This window comes from Arthrobacter sp. 05N428_2 (assembly GCF_056397065.1).
Genome location: NZ_JBFTMR010000005.1, coordinates 23,894 through 46,122, shown reverse-complemented (window position 1 = coordinate 46,122; position 22,229 = coordinate 23,894). Strand labels below are relative to the sequence as shown.

Below are 22,229 nucleotides of genomic sequence, written 5' to 3'. Positions count from 1 at the left end.
AGTCAATGGAGACAATCGCCAGCCAGGTGGACACGGGTACGGCCGCCTTCGCCGCGAACCGCGAGGCGCAGCTCGGCTTGGCCCGGGAGCTGAAGGAGCGTCTCGCCACCGCCGCACTGGGCGGGCCGGAAAAGTCCCGGGAACGGCACGTTGCCCGTGGCAAGTTGTTGCCGCGGGAACGGGTCGACCGGCTGCTGGATGACGGCAGCCCGTTCCTGGAGATCGCCCCGCTGGCCGCGGACGGGATGTACGACGGCGATTCGCCGGGCGCCGGAGTGATCGCCGGGATCGGTCTGGTCCACGGCCGCCAGGTCCTGGTGATCTCCAACGACGCCACGGTCAAGGGCGGCACCTACTATCCGATGACGGTGAAGAAGCATCTCCGCGCACAGGAAATCGCGCTGGAGAACCGGCTGCCCTGCATCTACCTCGTGGACTCGGGCGGGGCCTTCCTGCCCAAACAGGACGAGGTGTTCCCGGACAAGGAGCATTTCGGCCGGATCTTCTTCAACCAGGCGCAGATGTCCGCGGCGAAGATCCCGCAGATCGCCTCGGTGATGGGGTCCTGCACCGCCGGCGGCGCCTACGTCCCCGCGATGAGCGACGAGACCGTCATCGTCCGCAACCAGGGCACGATCTTCCTGGGCGGCCCGCCGCTGGTGAAGGCCGCGATCGGCGAGATCGTCACGGCCGAGGAACTCGGCGGCGGCGACGTGCACTCGAAGATCTCCGGCGTGACCGACCACCTGGCCGAGAACGACGAGCATGCCCTGCAGATCGTCCGCGACATCGTCTCCACGCTGCCGAAGCCGGCCGCGCCCGCCTGGGACGTGGACACCGTCGTCGAACCCCTGGCCGATCCGGAAGAGCTGTACGGCGCGGTCCCCACCGACGTCAACGCCCAGTACGACGCCCGCGAAGTCATCGCCCGGCTGGTGGACGGCAGCCGCTTCCACGAATTCAAGAAGAACTACGGCACCACCCTGGTCACCGGCTTCGCCAAACTCCACGGCCACCCGGTCGGCATCGTGGCCAACAACGGCGTGCTGTTCAGTGAGTCAGCACTCAAGGGCGCGCACTTCATTGAACTCTGCGACCAGCGCGGTATCCCGCTGATCTTCCTGCAGAACCTCTCCGGCTTCATGGTCGGGAAGGACTATGAGCAGGGTGGGATCGCGAAGAACGGCGCCAAGATGGTCACCGCCGTCGCCACCGCCCGCGTGCCCAAGCTGACCGTGGTGATCGGCGGGTCCTTCGGCGCCGGCAACTACTCCATGTGCGGCCGGGCCTACTCGCCGCGGTTCCTTTGGATGTGGCCCGCGTCCCGGATCTCCGTGATGGGCGGCAACCAGGCCTCCAGCGTGCTGGCCACCGTGAAGCGGGACCAGTACGAGGCCCGCGGCGAGGAATGGTCCGCCGCGGACGAGGAAGCGTTCAAGGCCCCGATCAAGGCCCAGTACGAGGACCAGGGCAGCCCCTACTACTCGACCGCCCGCCTCTGGGACGACGGCATCATCGACCCCGCGGACACCCGCACCGTCCTGGGGCTGGCGCTCGACGTCGTCTCCCGCACCCCGCTGCCGGAGACCTCCTTCGGCCTGTTCCGGATGTGAGCCAGCAGTGACTATCTCTTCGTCAACATTTTCCCCCGCCGCAAAGCCCCTTTTCGGCACCGTCCTGGTGGCCAACCGGGGCGAGATCGCCTGCCGCGTGATCCGCACCCTGCGGGCCCTGGGCATTCGTTCGGTGGCTGTCTACTCCGACGCCGACGCCGGCGCCCGCCACGTGCGGGACGCCGACCTCGCCGTCCGGATCGGACCAGCCGCGGCCACCGAAAGCTACCTCAAGATCGAAGCCATCATCCAGGCCTGCCGCGACACCGGAGCCGAGGCCGTGCACCCCGGCTACGGCTTCCTCAGCGAGAACGTCGACTTCGCCCGCGCCCTGGAAAAGGCAGGCATCACCTTCATCGGCCCCGGCGTTGAATCACTCAACGTCATGGGCGACAAGATCCGCTCCAAGAACCACGTCACCGGCTACGGCGTGCCAGTGGTTCCCGGCATCGCCGAACCCGGCATGAGCGACGCGCAGCTGATCGAGGCTGCGGCCGGCGTCGGCTTCCCGCTGCTGATCAAGCCCTCCGCCGGCGGCGGCGGGAAGGGCATGCACATCGTCGAACGGGCCGAGGACCTGGAAGCCACCCTGGCCACCGCCCGGCGGGTCGCGGCCAGCGCCTTCGGTGACGACACCCTGTTCCTGGAACGGCTCGTCACCACACCGCGGCACATCGAGGTGCAGGTCCTGGCGGACAACCACGGCAACGTCATCCATCTGGGGGAGCGCGAGTGCTCGTTGCAGCGCCGCCACCAGAAGGTCATCGAGGAAGCACCGTCCCCGCTGCTGGAGTCCCTTCCCGACGGCGCCGAAATCCGGGCCCGCCTCGGCGAGGCCGCCTGCCAGGCCGCCCGCAGCGTCAACTACTCCGGCGCCGGCACCGTGGAGTTCCTGGTCTCCGACAACGCCCCGGACGAGTTCTTCTTCATGGAGATGAACACCCGGCTGCAGGTCGAACACCCGGTCACCGAAATGGTCACCGGCATGGACCTGGTCGAATGGCAGGTCCGCATCGCCGCCGGCGAGGAACTCACCGTGGGCCAGGACGACGTCGTCCTCACCGGCCACTCGGTGGAGGCCCGCGTGTACGCCGAGGTGCCGGAGAAGAACTTCCTGCCCTCCGGCGGCGAGATCCTGGTCCTGGATGAACGGGGCGGGATCTTCACCGCACTGGACGACCTGGATTCCTTGAGGCCCGCCGCCGCGGACCCGGACATCCGCATCGATTCCGCGCTGATACGGGGACTCGAGATCTCCAGCGACTACGACCCGATGGTGTCCAAGGTCATCGCCTGGGGCAAAGACCGCGCCGCTGCGCTGGACAAGCTCGACACCGCGCTCAGCCGATACACCGCCCTGGGGATCGACACCAACGTCGAGTACCTGCGGCTCCTGATCAACGACGCCGACGTCCGCGCCGGACGCCTCGACACCGGTCTGATCGAACGCAAGATGCCGGGCTTCACGTTCCGCCGCGCCGGGGACGCCGAGCTCATCGCGGCGGCCCTGCCGTTCTGGGTTCTTGCCGAAGGGCCGGCGACGGTGGGATCCCCCTGGGACACCGTCCAGGGCTGGCGCCTGGGCGCCCCCGCACCGTGGACCATGAGCTTCGGCGTCCCGGGTGGCACGATCTCCACCGTGTCAGTGACCTGGCTCGAGAACCTCGACCTGGGCCGCGCCCGGGTGCGGGTCGACGCCGGCCCGGAGCACGACGTGACGGTCATCGGAATGTCCAGTGACAACGTCTTCCTGGAGCTCGACGGCGCAGAGCTGCGGTTCGCGCACGTGCAGTCCGGGCAGGACTTCCCGCGGGAGAACCCACCGGAGTTCGTCTATCTCGGCAACGGGGGCTGGTCCTGCCGCCTCGAACCGCTCAGCCGCGAAACCCGGCTGGCCCGGGTGCTCGCCGCCGTCGAACGCGAGGAGGGTGCCGCCGACCCGGCCGTGCGCTCGCCGATGCCCGGCACCGTGGTGTCCGTTTCCGTCAGCAACGGCGACACCGTCGAAGCCGGCCAGGTCCTGCTCTCGGTGGAGGCCATGAAGATGGAGCACCAGCTCGTGGCGCCGCTGGACGGGACCGTGCACATCAGCATCGGCACGGGCGACCTCGTGAAGGCAGACCAGGTCCTCGCCACCATCCACCCCGCAGCCCCGGACGGACCGTCGGGGGCCGACCCCTCGCAGGCCGAAGCCGCCGCCGAAGAAGCGGCCCTCGCGCTCGGCGCGGACTAACCCACCACAGCTTGAACACCACAGCCGCACCAGACGAACGCACCCGACACAGGAGTCACCCAATGCCAGATTTTGAACTCAGCGAGGACTACCAGGACCTCAGCGACACAGTACGCGAATTCGCCGACCAGGTGGTCGCCCCCGTCTCCGCCAAGCACGACGAAGAGCACAGCTTCCCCTACGAAGTCGTCTCCCAGATGGCCGAGATGGGCCTGTTCGGCCTGCCGTTCCCGGAGGAGTTCGGCGGCATGGGCGGGGACTACTTCGCCCTCGCCTTGGCCCTGGAACAGCTCGGCCGGGTAGACCAGTCGGTTGCGATCACCCTCGAGGCCGGCGTCTCCCTCGGCGCCATGCCGATCCACCGCTTCGGCAACGAGGCGCAGAAACAGGAATGGCTGCCGCTGCTGGCCTCCGGCAAGGCGCTCGCCGGCTTCGGCCTGACCGAGCCGGAAGCCGGCTCAGACGCCGGCGGGACCAAGACCACCGCCCGGCTCGAGGGTGGCGAGTGGGTCATCAACGGCAACAAAGAGTTCATCACCAACTCCGGCACCGACATCACCCGCCTCGTCACGGTCACCGCAGTCACCGGCCAGGAAGAACGGTCCGACGGCAGCATCAAGAAGGAAATCACCACCATCCTGGTGCCCACCAATACCCCCGGATTCACGGCCGAGAAGGCCTATAACAAGGTCGGCTGGAACGCCTCTGACACCCACCCGCTGACGCTCAACGACGTCCACGTCCCGGAAGCGAATCTGCTCGGAACCCGGGGCCGCGGCTACGCGAACTTCCTGTCCATCCTGGACGAGGGCAGGATCGCGATTGCTGCGCTGGCAGTCGGCGCCGCCCAAGGCTGTGTGGATCACGCGGTGAAATACGCCAAGGAACGCAGCGCCTTCGGGCAGAACATCGGCAAGTACCAGGCCGTCGCCTTCAAAATCGCCCGGATGGAAGCCCGCGCCCACACCGCACGGCTGGCCTACTACGATGCGGCTGCCCGGATGCTCGCCGGCAAGCCGTTCAAGACGCAGGCCGCCATCGCTAAGATGGTCGCAGGCGAGGCAGCCATGGACAACGCGCGGGACGCCACCCAGGTGTTCGGCGGCTATGGCTTCATCAACGAATTCACCGTGGCACGCCACTACCGCGACTCCAAGATCCTCGAAGTCGGTGAGGGCACCACGGAGGTCCAGCTGATGCTGATCGCCCGCGAACTGGGACTCTAGCCGGCCGGCCGCAACCGTCGAGGGAAGGATCAACGATGATCAACAAAGTTGTTGCCAGCGCCGCCGAGGCCGTCGCGGACATACCCGACGGAGCCTCCCTCGCCGTCGGCGGGTTCGGGCTGTGCGGCATCCCGGTGGCCCTGATCGACGCTCTTCACGACGGCGGCGCGACCAACCTGGAAACCGTGAGCAACAACTGCGGCGTGGACGACTGGGGGCTCGGAATCCTGCTCAAGGACGGCCGGATCCGCCGGACCATCAGCTCCTACGTGGGGGAGAACAAGGAGTTCGCCCGGCAATACCTCGCCGGCGAACTCGAGGTGGTCCTCACCCCGCAAGGCACCCTGGCCGAGAAGCTCCGCGCCGGCGGCGCCGGCATCCCGGCCTTCTACACGCCCGCCGGCGTCGGGACCCAGGTCTCCGACGGCGGCCTGCCGCAAAAGTACGACGCCGACGGGACCGTCGCCGTCGCCTCCGCGGCCAAGGAGGTCCGCAGTTTCCACGGCGCTGACTACGTGCTGGAGGAGGCCCTGACCCCGGACTTCGGCCTGGTCCACGCCTGGAAGGGTGACCGGCACGGCAACCTGGTTTTCCACGCCACCGCGATGAACTTCAACCCGCTCTGCGCCATGGCCGGCCGGATCACCATCGCCGAGGTCGAGGAACTCGTTGAGCCGGGGGAGCTGGACCCGGAGCACGTCCACGTCCCCGGGATCTTCGTCCAGCGCGTGGTCCTCGCGCCGCAGGCGGAGAAGCGCATCGAAAAGCGCACCGTGTCAAGCACCACCGAGCAGTCAGGAGCCTAACCGTGGAGACTAACGACGCGCCGGGCGCCCCGCCCCGTCCCGAAGCGGTCCGGCACGAATACCGGCGCTCCGCCGTCGAACACGCCGGCGGCAACGGCGGCGACGGCGCCAAGGGATGGACGCGCAACGAGCTGGCTGCCCGGGTAGCGCAGGAGCTGCAGAACGGCCAGTACGTCAACCTCGGCATCGGGATGCCCACGCTGATCCCCAACTACATTCCGGCCGGCGTCGAGGTGGTGCTGCATTCGGAAAACGGCATCCTGGGTGTCGGGCCCTACCCGGCCGAGGACCAGGTGGACCCGGACCTGATCAACGCGGGCAAGGAAACCGTCACGGTGAACAAGGGCGCCGCGTTCTTCGACTCCGCTGCCTCGTTCGGCATGATCCGCGGCGGCCACGTCGATGTGGCGGTGCTTGGCGCGATGGAGGTGGCCCAGAACGGCGACCTGGCCAACTGGATGGTCCCCGGCAAGATGGTCAAGGGCATGGGCGGCGCCATGGACCTGGTCTTCGGCGCCAAAAAAGTCATCGTGATGATGGAACACGTGGACCGCAACGGCAAGCCGAAGATCGTGGAGCGGTGCAGCCTGCCGCTGACCGGCAAGGGCTGCGTGAACAGGATCATCACCGACCTTGCCGTGATCGACGTCGTGACCGACGGAGGCAAGTCCCGGCTGGTGTTGCGGGAGCTGGCCCCCAATGTCACCGCGGAGGACGTCGCCGCGGCCACCGGTGCCGAGCTTTTCGAGGAAGATCAGGAACTGACCGTATGACAACGAATGCAATGTCCGGGCGCGAAACCGGCCGCCGGGTTATTGAACAGCGCGGCCTCTACTTCGAAGAACTCGACGAAGGCGCCCTCTATGCGCACCGACCCGGCCGGACCGTGACCGAGACGGACAACGTGCTGTTCACCACCATGACGATGAACACCCAGGCGCTGCACCTGGACGCCGCGTGGAGCGCGGGGCAGCCGTTCGGGCAGCGGCTGATGAACTCGATGTTCACCCTCGCCACGCTGGTGGGCCAGTCCGTCCCGCAGCTGACCCAGGGCACCATCATCGCGCAGCTGGGACTGACCGACGTGTCCTTTCCGCACCCGCTGTACCACGGGGACACCCTCTATACCGAGACGGTGGTGACCGGAAAGCGGCTGTCCTCCTCCCGGCCTGGCCAGGGCATCGTGACCATGCAGCACACCGGGCGGAACCAGGACGGCGACGTGGTGGCACTGGCGACCCGCAGCTGCCTGATGTGGACACGGGAGGCCCATGCAGCAGCGCAGCAGGAAAACGTGCAGAAAGAACCGGCCCAAAAGGGGACAATCGAAGCATGAGCTTCCTGATGGGCCCCGCCCTGCTGTTTTGCCCCGCCGACCGCCCGGAGCGCTACCAGAAGGCGGCCGAGCGCGCCGATGCCGTGATCCTGGACCTGGAGGACGCCGTCGCCCCGGCCGATAAGCAGCGGGCCCGCGGAGCCATCCTAGCCCAGCTCGGCGCCGACGGGGATGGCCCCGAGCTGGACCCGAGCCGCACGATCGTGCGGATCAATCCGGCCAGCACGGAAGAATTTGAAAAAGACCTGCACTGCCTCAAGCACACCCCGTACCGGCACGTGATGCTCGCCAAGGCCGAGAGCGCCGCCCAGCTCAAGGAGCTGGAGGGCTATGGCGTGATCGCCCTGTGCGAGACGGCCGCCGGCATTGTGAACGCAGCGGCGATCGCCGCGGAACCCAACGTGGTGGCGTTGATGTGGGGTGCCGAGGATCTGCTCGCCTCGCTCGGGGGCACCTCCAGCCGGGACGACGACGGCGGCTACCGCGCCGTCGCGCTGCACGCCCGGTCCGCGGTGCTGCTGGCCGCCCGGGCGTTCGGCAAGGAAGCGATCGACTCCGTCTACGTCAACATCCCCGACCTTGACGGCCTGGCCGCCGAGGCCCGGGACGCCGCCGCGTCCGGCTTCGGCTCCAAGGCCTGCATCCACCCGAACCAGGTCGCCGCGGTCCGCGAGGCCTACGCCCCGTCCGAGTCCGACGTCGCCGCAGCCAAGGAACTGCTCGACGCCGCCGCTGCGGCCGGCACCGGTGTCTTCCAGTTCCAGGGCAAGATGATCGACGGGCCCATCCTCAAGCACGCCGAGTCCACCCTCCGCCGCGCGGGTCGCTGACGCCGCGTCGGTTTGCCACAAATGGCCGGTTCGGCCGCTCCCGTAGCGGCCATGTGTGTCAATCGGGTGATCCGTGGCATGGAACCTTGCCGGGATCTGTTACTCCGCGAGACCTTGGCGCGGCTAGGGCTTCATCCTGATTCTCGATGTCCACCCGGAACCGTCCCAGTATCGGAAGGGAGCAATTCCCTCCGGATCCGGATAGAAACCGGGCATGAGTGCTCCAGCCACGGACTGGGTGGGTGTCGGCTCGCCGGGGACCGGTAGCGCATCCTCATCGAAGGAAAGATCGATGACGGCGGCCTGCATCGCGGGCGCCGGGGCCGACCGTTGGGCCTTTTGACGTTCTCTTTCGGCTGCCTTCTCCGCCCGGATTCGTTCCGCGTCGGCGCGTTTCTCTTCCTTGGCGCGCTCTGCTTGTCGGCGCTTCAGCTCGGCCGCGCGTTCTTTCTCCCGGGCCGCGTCGGATTTTTTTTGTTCGACTTCTTGCTGTCGCTGCTGCACGCGGGCAATCGCCTCGTGGAGGCCGGGGACGCTGGAATCTTCCGCCAGGATCTTCTCAAGGTCTGCTGTTGCCCGTGCAAACGCACCCTCGGCCAGGCTGATCTCGGCACGGAGAGCCAGCGCCTGAAACCTCAGTCCGGGGCCGTACTTTTTGCTCGCCGTCAGGGTCTTGATGCATTCTTTTGCAGCGACGTGTTGTCCGAGGGCCAAGTGTGCCTTGGCCCGGAAGATGGCCAACATGGCTGTCAGCTCGGAGCCAACGCCGACCCCGTTCGTGAGCCGAAGAACCTCGTTCCAGTCCTGCAGGTCAGAATACAGATCAGTGAGGCTCAACAGCGCGGGATAGCTCGGGTCCAAGGATTCGACGTAGAAGACAGCGGTCTCGGTCTGGCCTTGGATCTGCAGCGCTTCGGCCAGGGCCAGCGTTGCGGCATCGTTCGAAAAAGGCAACTCGACGGAGACGCCGCCCGCGATGCCGAGCGTAAGCCGATAGTCAGAGAGGTACTTCTGCGCAAATGCGTGCGCCTCCACGCCTCCTTCAAGTGATAGGGCCGCCCGGAGGTGTTGGACAGCGGGGTCGGTCCGCCCGTGGACGAGATGCCGCAGGCCAAGCAGAGCGTTTCCAAGCTTGGCGTATTGCGAGTGTGCGAGCACGGTCCCGTCGAGGCTCGACGTTTCCGGCTGAGAGATGAAGCCATAGAGGGCCTTCTCCTCCTTGGCTGCAAACATCCCAGGCCGGGGCGGCGCACTTACCAGCGCACTTGCCGGAGCCCTCGTCGGCGTCCTGGCGGGAGCGGGCCGTGCTGGAGCCGGCGCCCTTCTTGCTGTCGTCTTGCGGCCGCCTACGTAAGTGCTCACTCCGCTGGTAGAGACGCGGATCCTCACGCCCGGCATCACCTTGAACGATTTGCTTTTCTTGAATCCCACTATTCCCCCTTGGACATCGATAGGCTGCGCCGAAACTCTGAGGCTTCGGCTTCTTCCCTGAATTCGAGCGTTGTTGCCCCGACAATTCTGCGCACCGCTTCGCGGACCTCGTGCGGGGTAGCGTAAAAGAATTCCCGGCGTAGGTTGACCCGGTTGACTCGGCGGCTTTCGAATTCCCTGTGCAACTGCCCCTCCAAGCCCGCGGCGTCGTCACTGAAGAAGAGCACGTGAACGTCGTAGAGAAACGGAACGCCTGCTCCACTGAGTTCACGGATTCGTTCGGTGGGTTCTAGGCGACGCGTCATGCCGATCTTCACGATCTGGTCGCCGAAGGCCCCAAGATTCGAAATGACATAGACATAGCCGGCCTTGGCGTTGGCTTCCCGGTTTTGGATGTCTCGAAGGTTGAGTTCGGCTTGCTCAAGCCGAGCCGTCATTTTCGCGACTGCCGAGGCGTCGCCGCTTGTGACTGCTATCTGCAGAGCGGCTGCGTACTGGTCCCGTTCTTTCTCAAATTTCTCTCTGGCCCTCTGGAGTTCACGTTCAACTTTCTCCTGTTCCCGGAGATCCTCGCGGAGAGCCCGTTGAGCCTCGCGCTCTTCGGCAACCTTGAGGTGGTAGTCCGAGGTGAGCCGGATTTCGGTGAGACGGAGTTCGTGGTACTCCTCTGTAATCTGGATGGCCATGCTTCGGCCCAGTTTTTGAATCGAGTCTTTTGCCCGAGTCAGCCGGGACAGGGTCGGTTCAAGGTTGTGACTGCGGACCGTCCGAATGCAATTGTCGGCTTCTGCGTTGTAAGCGCGGAGCATGAGCCGGCACTGCTCGCGGACCATGCGGGCGCCGTCCTGCAGACTGCCGTTGACTGCCCAGTTGGCGGCCCCCGTAACGCCACGCTCCTTCGCGGTTTCCTTGATCTTCAGGCGGAGCTGGTCCAGACGGTCCTTGTATTGGATTGCGTCGTCCAGCGGGTGTGCGAAGTCGTAGATGCCGAGTTCCTGGAGGAGCTTGATCTCGCGGGTCTCGATAATCCTGGATTCGAGCTCCCTCAGGACCGCTTCTTTTTCCCGTATCCGGTGTTCCAGATCATGGAGGTCGTTGATGCGGTGCTGGTGCTGGGGCGCCGGCGAGGGTCCTGCAGTGGGCACAGGCGGCGTCTGCTCCGCGCCAAGTTCCACTCCGTGCTCTGCAAGAAACGATTCAAGACCGCCGGTCCATCCTTGCGAGACGCTGCGGATCTTCCAATCGCCGTTCTTGCGGTAGATCTCGCCCATCACTGCCACATTTTCGGTGGAAAGGTCCGTGGCAGCGATGTCGAAAGATACGCCGTAAGGTGACTTGACCACCAGACGTAGTCCGTCTAGGCCACCCAGGGCTTTCGTCGCAGAATCGAGGCTGGCCGCAATGGCGATTCGCTGCACAACGAGGGGGATATCAGCGAGCAAGATCGTTGCGGAATGCTCGTGCACGTCGGTGCCGGTCGACTTCCGGCCGATGTATTTGACGGCGCCGTCGAGGTATTGCGGCTGATTGTAGAAAACGAGTGCTTCATTGGAAGGAACTCGGCCGTCGGAACCGACCAAGATCAGGAAAAGGTCCAGGTCCGGATTAGAACCAGACGTCTTCCATTGAAGAGCAATGGAAAGCTTTTCATCGATATGTGCTGGCAAAGTCGAATTTCCGCCCTTGGCCAGGATTGAATGCGGCATTAATCGACCCTATAACAGGAGGCAGACACGTTCGGGGTTTGCGATCGGTCGCCGTGATCTGCCGCTTCGCGCCAAGGCCTCTTCGAAACGGCAGCCGGCCCGTTGCCCGTTGCGCACCGCGACGCTGGTGTGCGATCATTCCGGTGATCGTGAAATTGATCCAACAGCAGGAGGTGAGACCCATGAACGCAGTATCCGCAATGGGCGCTCCGCTGAAGCCCGCGATCGCGCGACTGAAGTAGTCGCATCCGGGAGCGCCCGCCACGCAATTCGCGAAAGGCGACTCCCATGAACACGACAATTTCTTCAACTCCGCACCTCACCTCGATCCCGACCTCGACGACGGCCGCGGCCCGGCCGAGGTCCGAGCAGGTCCAGCCGCAAGTCGACGCCACAAAGCGGATGCACGCAGCGGGCGAGCGGGCGCTGGTCCTCGGTGGCGGCGGATCGACCGGCAACGCCTGGCTGATCGGCGTCGTTGCCGGCCTGTATGATGCCGGGTTGGACGTAACCGAGGCCGACCTGACCATTGGTACGTCGGCCGGTTCGACCGCGGCGGCCCAGCTGGCTGGCGCGACCCCGGCGGAGCTGTTTGCCGCCGTCGTTGGCGCTCCTCACCAGCAACGGGCCGCTCCACTTGGATCCGGTCGAGGACCCGTTCCGCACGGGCCGGTGACGGACCACCTGGCGAGAACACGAAAAATAATCGGTTCCGCCGAGGACGCGGCTGACATGCGCCGCAGGATGGGCGCGGCGGCACTCGAGATGGATGCGGCGTCGGACGGCTCCTGGCAAGCTCAGTGGCGCGCCACCGTCGCCTCGCGGCTGCCCAGTCAGCGCTGGCCGCAACGATCGTTGCTCATCACCGCGGTCGATGCCCGCAGCGGTGAACCGGTGGTGTTCGACCGCCACAGCGGAGTCGAGCTGGCGGACGCCGTCGCGGCCAGCTGTGCCAGTGGTCGCCCCTACCGGATCGACGGGAAGCCTTACATCGACGGCGGTTACCGACGCAACGAAAATGCCGACCTGGCAGCCGGAACCAGACGTGTGCTGGTGCTGTCACCCTTTGGCGGCAGGACATTGCATCCGCTGGACTGGGGCATGCAGCTGGCGGCGCAGGTGGACGAACTGCGCGCAGGCGGCAGCAGAACCGAAACGATCTGCCCGGACAGCAATTCCGAGCACCTGTTCGGTGCCAATGCGATGGATCCGTCGCTGCGTCCGCCCGCCGCCCGGGCGGGTTATCACCAGGGCGGAGCCCTTGCCGAGGAGCTCACCGAATTCTGGCGCTGACGCTCCGGAAATCAGCCGGCGCTGCAGACAGGTGGACAGGAAGCGGSGGGTGCAGCCCGGTGACAAAACCGGGGCGCACCCGCCGCTTCTTCTATGCTGCTACTTCTCGGCCGGGACCTTGTCGGTAAACGCCGTGGTGTAGGTCTTGCTCAGGTCGATGGAAGCGCCCTTTCCCTTGACGTTAGTGGAGTATTTGTCCAGGATGCTGAGCACGTTCTTGGCGCCGTCGGCATCCATCTTTCCGTCCTTGTTGAACATGGTCTTGGTGTCATTGATGGACTTCTCGTAGAGCGCCTGCCCGGCGTTGGCGTACTCCTTGGGCATCTTGGCGGCGATCTCGGCGGCGCTGTGGCTGTTGATGAAGCGGAGCGCGCCCACGAAGGCGTTGACCACTTTCTGGACGGTTTGCGGGTTCTTCTGCACGAAATCACAGCTCATGTAGACGGACGCCGCCGGATACAGGCCGCCGAGCGCCTTTCGGGTGCCCTCTTCCGTGCGCATGTCGATCATTACTTTGCCCTTGCCCGTTTCAACGAGCTGGGCGATGGTGGGATCGGTGGTCATGCCCGCATCGATGCCGTTGTTGTCCATGGCGGCAATGAAGGTCTGTCCGGCGCCGACCTTGGCGGGGGTGTAGCTCTTCACCCCGGCTTGACCGGCCAGGGCCTGGGTCAGGAAGTCTGTGGATGATCCCAGTGACGTGATGCCCAGGTTGCGGCCTTCAAAGTCAGCCGCGGTTTTGATCGAGTCGGCCTTGCTGGTGGAGACCACCTCGGCTTCGCCCGGGATGTTCGCCAGCTGGACCACGGAGGTGATGCACTGCCCCTTGGCCTGCAAATCGATCGTGTGGTCGTAGAAGCCCTCAACGGCCTGGGCGTTGCCGGTCAGCAGCGAGTTCTCCGCCGTGGCGCCGGACTGCTCGCCGAGCAGGTTGACCTTGACCCCTTCCTTTTCGAACAAGCCCAGGCCTTCGGCAAGCTTCGCCGGCATGTAGATGACCTTTTCCAGGCCGCCCACGATGATGTTGACCTCCGGTGTACTGGCGCTGTCCACCGATGCCGCCCGTGAATCCTGGCAACCGCTGACTCCGGCGGCAACCGCGATGGTGAGAAGGACGGCTGACGCCTGGACACTACGTCGCTGTAGTTTCGTTTTCATGGTTTAGATTCCCTTGATCTGAGTCTGGGCCTGAGACGGCCGCCATTTGAGGAGCTTGTTTTCTGCGGTGGTAATGACGGATTCGGCCAGCAGCGCCACCACGGTGACGATGATCATGCCGGCGTAGATACCCGCCGAGTCGAAGGTGCCTTGGGCATTGGCGATCAGCATGCCCATGCCGTGTTTCGCCCCGGCGTATTCGCCGACGATCGCGCCGATGAGCGCGAACCCGAATGCGGTGTGGAGCGAGGAAAGAATCCAGGTGGTGGCGCTGGGGAGCACGATCGAGGTCAGGATCTTGCGCTTGCTCGCCCCCAGGATCCGTGCGTTGTTGACCACGTTGCCGTCCACTTCGCGGGCCCCGGTGAAGGCGTTGAAGAACACCGCGAAGAACACCAGGACCACCACGGTGGCAATCTTGGAGTTGATACCGAAGCCGAACCAGATGATGAACAGCGCCGCGAGGACGATGCGGGGAACGGCGTTGGCAGCCTTGATGAACGGTGAAAAAACTTCCGCCATGTAGTGGCTACGGCCCAGGAGGACGCCGAGCACGATGCCGGCGACGGTGCCGATGGCGAAACCGACGGTCGCCTCCAGTACGGTGTAGCCGATGTTTTCCCAGACGGAACCGAACTGGGTGCCGGAGCTGAACCACTGGATCAGCCGGTCCCAGATCAGGGAGGGCTTGGAGTAGAAAAACGGATCGATGAGGTAGGTGGCGGTCAGTTCCCAGCTGCCGAGCCACACCGCGACGATGACGGCCCGGAGTGCCCAAACCTTGTAGGAGGCGTTCCTGTTTGACCGTCGCGCCGCGGCGAGCAGGGTTGCCTCGTTTTCCGCGCTGAGCTCGTTGCCCTGCCCCATCGGCGGGGCGCTGATCGTGGGTGACGTCATCGTCGTTGTCCTAACTGGTTGCTGTTACTTTGCATCGGGGTGCCCGGCCGAGGCCCTGGCCTGTTCGACTTCGTCCCGCAGGCTGTCCCAGACCTGGCGGTAGATCGCCAGGAACTCCGGGGTCAGCCTGACCTCTTCCACGTCGCGCGGCCGCGGCAGGTCCACCCTGAAGTCAGCCTTGATGGTCGCCGGACTCGCGGTCATGACCACCACACGGTCAGCCAGTGCGATGGCTTCTTCCAGGTCGTGGGTAACGAAGACGACGGCAGCGTCGCTTCCGCTCCACAGCCGCAGCAACTCCTGCTGCATGAGCTGCCGGGTCTGGACGTCGAGGGCGCTGAACGGTTCGTCCATCAGCATGATTTCGGGTTCGTTGACCAGCGTCTGCGCCAGCGCCACACGCTTGCGCATGCCCCCGGAGAGCTGGTGCGGGTAGTACTTCTCGAACCGCCCCAGCCCCACCCGTTGCACCCAGTCCCTGGCCCGATCCCGGGCCTCGGCCTTGGACGCCCCGCGGTAGCGCGGACCCGAAGCCACGTTGTCCAGCACGGTCTGCCAGGGCAGCGTCGCATCGGCCTGGAACATGTAGCCAACCCCCGACGGGATGCCCGTGACCAGTTCCCCCCGGACATAGGTCTCTCCCTGCGACGCAGGTTGCAGGCCCGAGATCAGCGACAGCGTGGTCGACTTGCCGCAGCCGGTGGGGCCGACGACGGCGACGAACTCGCCTGGGGCGACGGAGAGGTTCACGTCCCGGATGGCCGTGTGGATCCCTCCACCGTTCTTGGGAAATCTTTTCGTTGCCGCCCGCAGTTCAATCAGGGGCGCCGTATTGCCTGGCATGGTGTCTCCTTCGTCACTTTGCATTGCTGCCGCACCGGGGACCGGAAGTCGTCCCTGTGGGCTGCCTCACAAGACCGTACGGGGGAAAATTTGCCGCGTCGCGCTTTAGGCCATTAGCCCCAATCAACCCGTTGTGCCCCTTTTGCGCATTGTGCTCAGCGGTCCGCTGGTGCCGGAACTGCAATGCCTCTAACGTGGGGGCTGGCCAGCGAGGCCCGCGTGGAAGAAGTGAATGAGGAAGTGTGGAAGCAGCGGACACTGTTGTCCCCGAGATAGGAGACCGCCGGGCAGCCCGGCCGTCTGGACTGGCCTTTTCGACCAAAATGCTCGTCCTGCAGCTGACAGTCGTGGTGGTGGTGGTCATCCTTACCGCCGGCGTCTACGGGTGGTTGTCCTACCAGCGACTCAGTGCGGAGATTGGGTCCAAATCCCTCGCCGTCGCCCAGAGCCTCGCGGTGGAAGACACGGTCCGCAGGGAGTTGGGGGCCGGTGCGGTCGCTGAAGCCACTCCGGCCAGTTCAGCGCTGCGCATGGGCCCGGTCCAGCAACTGGCCGAAAGCCTCCGAGACCGCACCGATGCCTTGTTCGTCGTGGTCACAGACCGGGACGGCATGCGCTGGTCCCACCCCAACCCCGCCGAACTGGGCCGGCCAGTCAGCACCAGCCCGGATGCGGCCCTTTCCGGTCAGGAAATCACCGTCCAGGAGGTCGGAACACTCGGACCATCGGTCCGGTCCAAGGTTCCGGTCTGGTCCACCGACGGCCGAACCATCGTGGGCGAGGCAAGCGTCGGATTCTCCACCCAGGACGTACTGACCGGCCTGCAGACCGCCATTCTTCCCATCCTCGGAGTCGCTTCGATTGCGCTCGCCCTGGGCGCTGCCGGGACAACGCTGTTGAGTCGAAGGCTCCGGACCCACACCCTGGGTCTGGAACCAGCCGAAATCGGCGAATTGGTGCAGGACCAGGCGGTGGTGCTCTACGGCGTCGCCGAAGGCGTCATCGGGATAGCCGAAGACGGGCACGTTACGGTCTGCAACGACAAGGCCCGCCGCCTCCTGGGGCTGGAAGAGACCGCCGGGCGCAGCCTGGACGAACTCGGACTCCCGCCCAGGGTATTGGCCCTCCTGGAGTCCGGGAACGCCGACGGCGAGCAAAGCGTCCAGATGATGGTGAACGAATCAGTGCTGATCATGACAGCCCGGAAGGTGGTGCGCGGCCGGCGGGAACTCGGCTGGGTCCTCATGGTCCGGGACCGAACGGACGTAGAGGCGCTCAGCCGCCAACTGGACGCCGTCGGCGCACTGTCCACCGCGCTGCGGGCCCAACGGCACGAATTCGCCAACCGCCTGCACGCCGTGTCCGGACTGCTGACCATAGGACGGCCGGGCGAAGCAGCCACGTACCTGCAGGAAACCCTGAAATCCGGGCCGCTGAAGTACCCGGTGGACTTCGCCGGTAAATTGGAGGACACCTACCTGCAGGCGTTCATCGGCGCGAAAGGCCTCCGTGCCGCCGAGATGGGGGTGCCCCTGCGACTGGGGGAATCAACCTTGATCAGCGGCTCGGTGTCCGATCCGCAAAACGTCACCACAGTCCTCGGAAACCTCATTGACAACGCCGTTGCCGCGGCTGTCCGGGGCGTCTGCGTTGACCGCTGGGTGGAAGTTGAACTGCTCAGTGAAGCCGGGACACTCTTCATCACCGTGGCTGACTCCGGGGACGGGTTGCAAACCCGGGAGGTCGAGGCGCCCTTCACCGAAGGCTATTCGACTTTCCCCGGGGACGCCGGGCCGGCAAACCAGGGGCAAATCGGCCAGGGTGAGGGGCTGGGACTGGCGTTGTGCCGTCAGATTGCCAGAAGCAGGGGCGGGGACGTGTGGGTAATTTCGACCGGCCGTCCCGGCGGACCGGGAGCGGTCTTCTGCGCCCGGCTGCCGCAGGTGCTCAATCCGAACGGACGAAAGGAACACGATGAGGGATGACCTGCGGGTTTTGATCGTCGACGACGACTTCCGCGTCGCTCGGCTCCACGCCGACTATGTGAACGCCGCGCCGGGGTTCACCGCGCTTGAACCGGTGGGGACGGGGGGAGCGGCCCTTGAGGCCATCCAGACCTACCGTCCGGATCTGGTCCTAATCGATGTCTATCTTCCGGACAGTAGCGGACTGGACGTCCTGCGCGGCGTGGACGTGGATGCTTTCGTTCTCAGCGCAGCATCGGACGCGGTCTCGGTACGCAAAGCCATGCGGAGGGGCGCCATCGGTTACCTGATCAAACCCTTCTCTGAGAAGCAGCTCGCCGACCTGCTGCGAGGCTATTCGCGGTACACCCGGCTTCTCGGCTCCGGGACGGCCCTCGACCAGGACCTGCTCGAACGCGCCCTGCGCCAACTTCACACCTCGGACTCACAGACGGCCAAAGCCCGGTCCGTGACCGAGACCGCCGTCCTCGCCGCCCTGGGACAGACCCCCGGGGCGCTGACCGCCGTCGACGTTTCCGCAACTGTCGGCATCTCCCGGGCAACCGCGCAACGGTACCTCTCCGCCCTCGTGGAGGACGGTTCCGTCGACGTCAACCTCCGTTACGGCAGCACGGGGCGGCCGGAGCACCGGTACAGCCTCCGGGCAACCTAGCTCCGGTGAGCCGGGCCAGGCGGCCGCCCTGGCGGCAAGGCGTGGAAGCCTCAGTCTTCCGGCGGCAGGGACAGCGGCGGAATGGAGTCGTGCAGCAGCATCCGGATCCAGCGCTGGCCGGTGGCGCGGAACTCCGCCCGGGTGGCAAAGCGGTAGAGATAGCTGCGGGCACGCACCCAGCGGGGCCGGGCGCCGTCGAACGGATCATGCCGCAGCAGGCGCAGGGTGGGCCGGTCGGCCACCAGCAGCTTTTCCAGGAATGCGTAGAACCACAGCTCATGGACGGTGCGTAGCGGCAGAAACCACATCAGCCAGTCGAGGCGCAGGTGGTACGGCGCCCACTGGCGCGGGATGCGGTGGACATCGCCGGGCTTGCCGCGGAAGCCGTATTCCTGCCAGTCCGCGGCGTCGTCGGGCTCCGCGTCAAGCGTTCCCTCCACCACTATTTCGACGCGTTGCTTCGTGACCGTGCCGAAGGCACCGTAGGCGTTCACAAGCTGCCAACGGTTGAAGGCGGCATTCATCAACTGATACTGCGAGAACAGGTTCGCGGCCGGGCGGTAGCTGAGTACCAGCAGCAGGACGGTGGCCAGGAAGACCACCACCAGCCAGGCGACCGGCGTCTGGCTGCCTGCGCCGGCGGGAGAGCCCGCGGCGGCCGTGCCCGCGGACACCGGGTGCCAGTCGGGCGGGATCGCCGGGAACACCGCGTGCGCCACCGGGTCGCTGACCGCGGCGAAGGCTAGCAGGATCGCCATCCAGTTCAGCCACGCGAAGTTGCCGCTCGCCACCAGCCAGAGCTGGGTGAAGATGATGATCCCCGCTGCCGCGCCGGCCAGCGGTTGCGGGGCAAAGAGGAAGAACGGGACCACCAGTTGGGCGAAGTGATTGCCCAGGACCTCCAGCCGGTGCCACGCCTTGGGCAGCAGATGCGCCTGCCGGCTGAGCGGCCCGGGCATCGGCTGGGTCTCGTGGTGGTAGTACAGGGCGGTCAAGTCGCGCCACTCCCGGCCGCCCCGAATCTTGATCATGCCCGCACCGAACTCCAGCCGGAACACCAGCCACGCCAGCAGGATCAGGATGGTCCGGGGCGGGGGAGTCTGCTCGGAGCCCAGAAACGCCACAGTAAACCCGGCCTCGAGCAGCAGCATCTCCCAGCCGAAGCCGTAGAACGTTTGGCCCACATTCACGATCGACATGTACAGCAGCCACAGCGCCAGGAAGACCAGCAGGGGAACCCACGGCGGGCCGAGCTGCGGAAGGCCCAGGACGAGCGCGCCGGCCAGCAGCATCCCGCCCCAGCACACCGTGCACAGCAAACGGTCCGAGTACCGCCAGCTGAACAGCGTGGGCCTGCGCAGTCGGCTGGAACGCGCCAGAAACTGCGGGACGGGCAACAGGCCGCGCTCGCCGAGGAGGGCCGGAAACTGGTTGAGCGAGGACAGGAAGGCTACCAAGTAGAGGACGGCGACGCCGCGCTGCAACACCTGCCGGGCGAACTCGTACTCCGGCGCATCAAACCAGGCCGTCCACTCCACGATCCCCACGTTACGCTTGCGGCCCGTCCCGTCAACGTGCGGCCATCAGCGCACCCGGGAAGCAACGGCGCACCGAAATGCGACGCCGGAACGAGGTGCGGGATACTGGAAGCATGCAGCCGCGCACAATCGTCCTTCTCGGATCCACCGGTTCAATCGGGACCCAGGCCATCGACGTCGTCGACGGCGCCCCGCACCTTTTCGAGATCGTGGCCCTCAGCGCCGGCGGCGGCAACCTTGAGCTCCTCGCCCGGCAGGCCGTGCACACCCGGGCCCGTGCCGTCGGCATCGCCGGCGGGGACCCAGCGGCACTGCAACAGCTGATCGACGACGCCGCCCGCGCCGCCGGCGTCGCAGGCTACCGGCCGGAGATCATTGCCGGACCGGACGCCTCCACCCGGATCGCGGAAATGCCGGCGGACGTGGTGCTCAACGGCATTACCGGCTCGATCGGACTCGCCCCCACCCTGGCCGCGCTGAAGTCCGGCGCCACGCTGGCGCTGGCGAACAAGGAGTCCCTGATCGTGGGCGGTGCCCTGGTCAAGGCGGCCGCCCGCGAGGGCCAGATCGTCCCGGTCGACTCGGAGCACTCCGCAATCGCCCAGTGCCTGCGCTCCGGCACCCCCGCGGAGGTGGACCGGCTTGTGCTGACCGCGTCCGGGGGACCGTTCCGCGGCAGGACCCGGGAGCAGCTGCACAACGTCACGCCCCGTGAGGCCTTGGCGCACCCCACCTGGGACATGGGCCTGATGGTCACGACCAACTCCGCGAGCCTGGTCAACAAGGGCCTGGAAGTCATCGAGGCCCACCTGCTTTTCGATATCCCGCTGGACCGCATCGACGTCGTGGTCCACCCGCAGTCGGTGGTGCACTCCATGGTCCAGTACGTGGACGGATCCACCATTGCCCAGGCCTCGCCGCCGGACATGCGCCTGCCGATCGCGCTCGGCCTCGGCTGGCCGGACCGGGTGGCCGGCGCCGCCAAGCCCTGCGACTGGACCAAGGCGACCAGCTGGACCTTCGAACCGCTGGACACCCGGGCCTTCCCCGCCGTCGGCCTCGCCAAGGAAGCGGCACGGCAGGGGGGCACTTACCCGGCCGTGTTCAACTCCGCCAACGAGGAAGCCGTAATGGCGTTCCATGCCGGCCGGATCCGCTTCACCGATATTGTCGATACGATCGAAGCCGTGCTCAGCGAGCACTCAGGGTCCTCCCGGCTGACGCTCGAATCCGTGCTGGATGCTGAACAGTGGGCACGCGCGCGGGCCCTCGAGCGTTTGGCCGTTGGAAGTGCCTAAGAATTAGCCGACCAGTGCCCAGGAAGTAGCAAGCCCAGCATGAGCCCCGTTGTCCTCTTTATCCTCGGCGTCGTCTTCGTCGTGATCGGCATCGCCGTGTCCATCGCCCTGCACGAGGTGGGGCATCTGGTCCCGGCCAAGCTCTTTAAGGTGCGCGTCACCAAGTACATGATCGGCTTCGGGCCCACCCTGTGGTCGAAGCGCCGCGGCGAGACCGAGTACGGCGTGAAGGCGATCCCGCTCGGCGGCTTCGTCTCGATGATCGGCATGTACCCGCCGAACAAGACCGACGGCAGCGTCCGCCCGTCCAGCACCGGCATGTTCCAGTCGCTCGCCTCCGACGCCCGCTCCCTCGCGCACGAGGAGATCGGCCCGGGCGACGAAAACCGGGTCTTCTACCGGCTGTCGGTCTGGAAGAAAGTCATCGTCATGCTCGGCGGCCCGGCGATGAACCTGCTGATCGGCGTGGCGCTGACCGCCGTGCTGCTGATGGGCTTCGGCGTGGCGGCGTCCACCACCACCATCGCGGACGTCTCCAAATGCCAGGTCAAGGCCGGCGAAACGGTGGATCCCAACTCGGCCGACTGCAAGCTCACCCCGGCAGCAACCGCCGGCCTCAAACCCAACGACCGGATCACGTCCTTTGACGGCAAGCAGGTCACCAGCTGGGAAGAGCTCACCGGCTGGATCCGCGCCTCCGCGGACAAGCCCGTCAGCATCACCGTGGAGCGCAACGGCGCTCCGGTCACCACCACCGTCACCCCGGTGCTGTCCGCGCGTCCGGTCATCGGGCCAGACGGGCGGCAGGCCAAGGACGCCGCCGGCAAGCCCAGCTACCAGGATGTGGGCTTCCTCGGCATCGGCGCCCAGACCGCGCTGGTGCAACAGCCCGCCACGGCCGTGCTCCCGCTGGCCGGCGAGAACATCAAACAGATCGCCGGCGTCGTGGTGAACCTGCCGGCCCGGGTGGCCGGGGTGGCGCAAGCCGCCTTCAGCGAGGAGCCCCGCGACCCGAACGGCCCCATCAGCGTCGTCGGCGTGGGCCGCGTGGCGGGCGAAGTCGCCGCCATGGAGCAGGTCCCGCTGCAGAGCCGCGTGGCCGCCCTGGTAGGGCTGCTCGCGGGGCTCAACTTCGCCTTGGCCGTGTTCAACCTCGTTCCGCTGTTGCCGCTCGACGGCGGCCACGTGGCCGGGGCGCTCTACGAGGGCGCCCGCCGGCAGATTGCCAAGCTGTTCGGCCGCCCGGACCCCGGCGCCTTCGACATTGCCAAGCTGCTCCCGGTCACCTATGTCGTGGCCGTGCTGCTGATGGGCATGTCCGCGCTGCTGATCTACGCGGACATCGTCAAACCGGTCAACCTCTTCGGTTAGCGGCGCACGCCGG

18 protein-coding genes are annotated in these 22,229 nt (G+C 66.2%); 12 read left to right on the top strand and 6 right to left on the bottom strand.

All coding sequences use genetic code 11. The features are described 5' to 3' along the window. Positions 1-5: 5 nt before the first annotated feature. The 7 genes from AC1DGI_RS06905 to AC1DGI_RS06875 all read left to right on the top strand — a co-directional run bounded on the left by AC1DGI_RS06905 (position 6) and on the right by AC1DGI_RS06875 (position 8,044). Entirely contained in the window at positions 6-1,613 is a 1,608-nt protein-coding gene (locus AC1DGI_RS06905; RefSeq protein ID WP_476898246.1) for a carboxyl transferase domain-containing protein, read from the top strand. Positions 1,614-1,620: 7 nt separating this feature from the next. Continuing rightward, entirely contained in the window at positions 1,621-3,846 is a 2,226-nt protein-coding gene (locus AC1DGI_RS06900) for an acetyl/propionyl/methylcrotonyl-CoA carboxylase subunit alpha (RefSeq protein ID WP_476898245.1), read from the top strand. Between the two features lie 62 nt (positions 3,847-3,908). Beyond that, entirely contained in the window at positions 3,909-5,072 is a 1,164-nt protein-coding gene (locus tag AC1DGI_RS06895; RefSeq protein WP_476898244.1) for an acyl-CoA dehydrogenase family protein, read from the top strand. Positions 5,073-5,107: 35 nt separating this feature from the next. Then, a complete protein-coding gene (locus tag AC1DGI_RS06890; RefSeq protein WP_476898243.1) occupies positions 5,108-5,878 on the top strand; it encodes a CoA transferase subunit A in 771 nt (256 codons plus the stop codon). Between the two features lie 2 nt (positions 5,879-5,880). Continuing rightward, on the top strand, positions 5,881-6,651 hold the full coding sequence (locus tag AC1DGI_RS06885; RefSeq protein ID WP_476898242.1) for a CoA transferase subunit B: 771 nt from the start codon (positions 5,881-5,883) through the stop codon (positions 6,649-6,651). Then, entirely contained in the window at positions 6,648-7,214 is a 567-nt protein-coding gene (locus AC1DGI_RS06880) for a MaoC family dehydratase (RefSeq protein ID WP_441402349.1), read from the top strand. The genes AC1DGI_RS06885 and AC1DGI_RS06880 overlap by 4 nt, the downstream gene beginning before the upstream one ends. Next, positions 7,211-8,044: an HpcH/HpaI aldolase/citrate lyase family protein gene (locus AC1DGI_RS06875; protein ID WP_476898241.1), complete on the top strand. Its 834-nt coding sequence runs from the start codon at positions 7,211-7,213 to the stop codon at positions 8,042-8,044. Before AC1DGI_RS06880 ends, AC1DGI_RS06875 begins: the two co-directional genes overlap by 4 nt. A 123-nt stretch (positions 8,045-8,167) precedes the next feature. On the opposite strand, the gene AC1DGI_RS06870 is transcribed toward AC1DGI_RS06875, so the two are convergent. Further along, positions 8,168-9,277 (bottom strand): DUF2510 domain-containing protein, encoded by a 1,110-nt coding sequence (locus AC1DGI_RS06870; protein ID WP_476898240.1) that lies wholly within the window; start codon positions 9,275-9,277, stop codon positions 8,168-8,170. Positions 9,278-9,474: 197 nt separating this feature from the next. Further along, complete coding sequence (locus AC1DGI_RS06865) at positions 9,475-11,181, bottom strand: SNIPE associated domain-containing protein (RefSeq protein WP_476898239.1); 1,707 nt, start codon at positions 11,179-11,181, stop codon at positions 9,475-9,477. Between the two features lie 288 nt (positions 11,182-11,469). Here AC1DGI_RS06865 and AC1DGI_RS06860 point away from each other — a divergent pair, with 288 nt between their 5' ends. Continuing rightward, positions 11,470-12,474, top strand: a complete 1,005-nt coding sequence (locus AC1DGI_RS06860) for a patatin-like phospholipase family protein (protein ID WP_476898238.1) — start codon at positions 11,470-11,472, stop codon at positions 12,472-12,474. A 99-nt stretch (positions 12,475-12,573) separates the two neighbouring features. Here the strand turns inward: AC1DGI_RS06860 and AC1DGI_RS06855 are convergent, their stop codons facing one another. The 3 genes from AC1DGI_RS06855 to AC1DGI_RS06845 are packed head-to-tail and all read right to left on the bottom strand — an operon-like array spanning position 12,574 to position 15,372. Further along, complete coding sequence (locus tag AC1DGI_RS06855; protein WP_442250426.1) at positions 12,574-13,632, bottom strand: ABC transporter substrate-binding protein; 1,059 nt, start codon at positions 13,630-13,632, stop codon at positions 12,574-12,576. Between the two features lie 3 nt (positions 13,633-13,635). After that, positions 13,636-14,529 carry an ABC transporter permease gene (locus AC1DGI_RS06850; RefSeq protein ID WP_442250427.1) on the bottom strand — a complete coding sequence of 298 codons (894 nt, stop codon included), beginning with the start codon at positions 14,527-14,529 and terminating at the stop codon, positions 13,636-13,638. A 24-nt stretch (positions 14,530-14,553) separates the two neighbouring features. Next, entirely contained in the window at positions 14,554-15,372 is an 819-nt protein-coding gene (locus AC1DGI_RS06845; RefSeq protein WP_476898237.1) for an ABC transporter ATP-binding protein, read from the bottom strand. A 242-nt stretch (positions 15,373-15,614) separates the two neighbouring features. Here AC1DGI_RS06845 and AC1DGI_RS06840 point away from each other — a divergent pair, with 242 nt between their 5' ends. Together AC1DGI_RS06840 and AC1DGI_RS06835 are read left to right on the top strand one after the other, a co-directional pair. Continuing rightward, positions 15,615-17,357, top strand: a complete 1,743-nt coding sequence (locus AC1DGI_RS06840; RefSeq protein ID WP_476898236.1) for a sensor histidine kinase — start codon at positions 15,615-15,617, stop codon at positions 17,355-17,357. Continuing rightward, positions 17,347-18,009 carry a response regulator gene (locus tag AC1DGI_RS06835; RefSeq protein ID WP_476898235.1) on the top strand — a complete coding sequence of 221 codons (663 nt, stop codon included), beginning with the start codon at positions 17,347-17,349 and terminating at the stop codon, positions 18,007-18,009. The genes AC1DGI_RS06840 and AC1DGI_RS06835 overlap by 11 nt, the downstream gene beginning before the upstream one ends. 50 nt (positions 18,010-18,059) lie before the next feature. Here the strand turns inward: AC1DGI_RS06835 and AC1DGI_RS06830 are convergent, their stop codons facing one another. Further along, complete coding sequence (locus AC1DGI_RS06830) at positions 18,060-19,547, bottom strand: lipase maturation factor family protein (protein WP_476898234.1); 1,488 nt, start codon at positions 19,545-19,547, stop codon at positions 18,060-18,062. Positions 19,548-19,660: 113 nt separating this feature from the next. Between AC1DGI_RS06830 and dxr the strand changes: the two genes are divergently transcribed. Both dxr and AC1DGI_RS06820 read left to right on the top strand, forming a co-directional pair. Continuing rightward, positions 19,661-20,845, top strand: coding sequence for a 1-deoxy-D-xylulose-5-phosphate reductoisomerase (gene dxr / locus AC1DGI_RS06825; protein ID WP_476898233.1), 1,185 nt, complete (start codon positions 19,661-19,663; stop codon positions 20,843-20,845). Between the two features lie 39 nt (positions 20,846-20,884). Beyond that, complete coding sequence (locus tag AC1DGI_RS06820; protein WP_476898232.1) at positions 20,885-22,216, top strand: M50 family metallopeptidase; 1,332 nt, start codon at positions 20,885-20,887, stop codon at positions 22,214-22,216. Positions 22,217-22,229: the final 13 nt, after the last annotated feature.

Coding starts and splice junctions, on each gene's coding strand:
- AC1DGI_RS06905 (WP_476898246.1), top strand. CDS start 6: ATGGAGACAATCGCCAGCCAGGTGGACACGGGTACGGCCGCCTTCGCC.
- AC1DGI_RS06895 (WP_476898244.1), top strand. CDS start 3,909: ATGCCAGATTTTGAACTCAGCGAGGACTACCAGGACCTCAGCGACACA.
- AC1DGI_RS06890 (WP_476898243.1), top strand. CDS start 5,108: ATGATCAACAAAGTTGTTGCCAGCGCCGCCGAGGCCGTCGCGGACATA.
- AC1DGI_RS06880 (WP_441402349.1), top strand. CDS start 6,648: ATGACAACGAATGCAATGTCCGGGCGCGAAACCGGCCGCCGGGTTATT.
- AC1DGI_RS06875 (WP_476898241.1), top strand. CDS start 7,211: ATGAGCTTCCTGATGGGCCCCGCCCTGCTGTTTTGCCCCGCCGACCGC.
- AC1DGI_RS06870 (WP_476898240.1), bottom strand. CDS start 9,277: ATGTTTGCAGCCAAGGAGGAGAAGGCCCTCTATGGCTTCATCTCTCAG.
- AC1DGI_RS06865 (WP_476898239.1), bottom strand. CDS start 11,181: ATGCCGCATTCAATCCTGGCCAAGGGCGGAAATTCGACTTTGCCAGCA.
- AC1DGI_RS06860 (WP_476898238.1), top strand. CDS start 11,470: ATGAACACGACAATTTCTTCAACTCCGCACCTCACCTCGATCCCGACC.
- AC1DGI_RS06855 (WP_442250426.1), bottom strand. CDS start 13,632: ATGAAAACGAAACTACAGCGACGTAGTGTCCAGGCGTCAGCCGTCCTT.
- AC1DGI_RS06850 (WP_442250427.1), bottom strand. CDS start 14,529: ATGACGTCACCCACGATCAGCGCCCCGCCGATGGGGCAGGGCAACGAG.
- AC1DGI_RS06845 (WP_476898237.1), bottom strand. CDS start 15,372: ATGCCAGGCAATACGGCGCCCCTGATTGAACTGCGGGCGGCAACGAAA.
- AC1DGI_RS06835 (WP_476898235.1), top strand. CDS start 17,347: ATGAGGGATGACCTGCGGGTTTTGATCGTCGACGACGACTTCCGCGTC.
- dxr (WP_476898233.1), top strand. CDS start 19,661: ATGCAGCCGCGCACAATCGTCCTTCTCGGATCCACCGGTTCAATCGGG.
- AC1DGI_RS06820 (WP_476898232.1), top strand. CDS start 20,885: ATGAGCCCCGTTGTCCTCTTTATCCTCGGCGTCGTCTTCGTCGTGATC.